Raw genomic sequence first — 524 nt, 5'->3', positions numbered from 1 at the left:
ACTCTTTACGTACAAAACATTACTTTTATTTGCAGATGCGATTATTTTAATGTTTCTTTCGCGTAAATTCCCAGCATTTTGTGACAAGACGCCGCTTTCTCGCACTGAGAAGCGAACTTTCTTTAGCGGTGTAACAGCTCTATTAGCATTACAAATTGTCGTTTCAGTTATTTATAAGCCACAAATGTTCTCACGCTCATTTGATCGTCAAACTGTCGTGAAAAATTTAGGTTTATACACATATCATCTATTTGATATTACACTTCAATCTAAATCTTCAGCTGAACGTGTATTTGCAAGTGGTGACGGGTTCTCTGAAATTAAAAACTATACAGACTCAAAAGATAAACAAGTTGATAAAAACTTATTTGGAGCTGCAAAGGGTAAAAATGTAATTTTAATTTCAATGGAATCTACACAAAGTTTTGTTATTAATAAAAAAATAAATGGAAAAGAAATCACTCCATTTTTAAATGAATTTATTAAAGATAGTTTTTATTTCGATAACTTCTATCATCAAACGG

Annotated in this window: 1 pseudogene; it reads left to right on the top strand. The window is 30.9% G+C overall.

Annotated elements, in window-relative coordinates:
* Positions 1–524, top strand: a pseudogene (locus SB775_RS27375) (hypothetical protein); the annotation flags it as partial.

Source organism: Peribacillus sp. SIMBA_075 (assembly GCF_046534585.1).
This window is presented reverse-complemented; position numbering and strand designations above follow the sequence as displayed.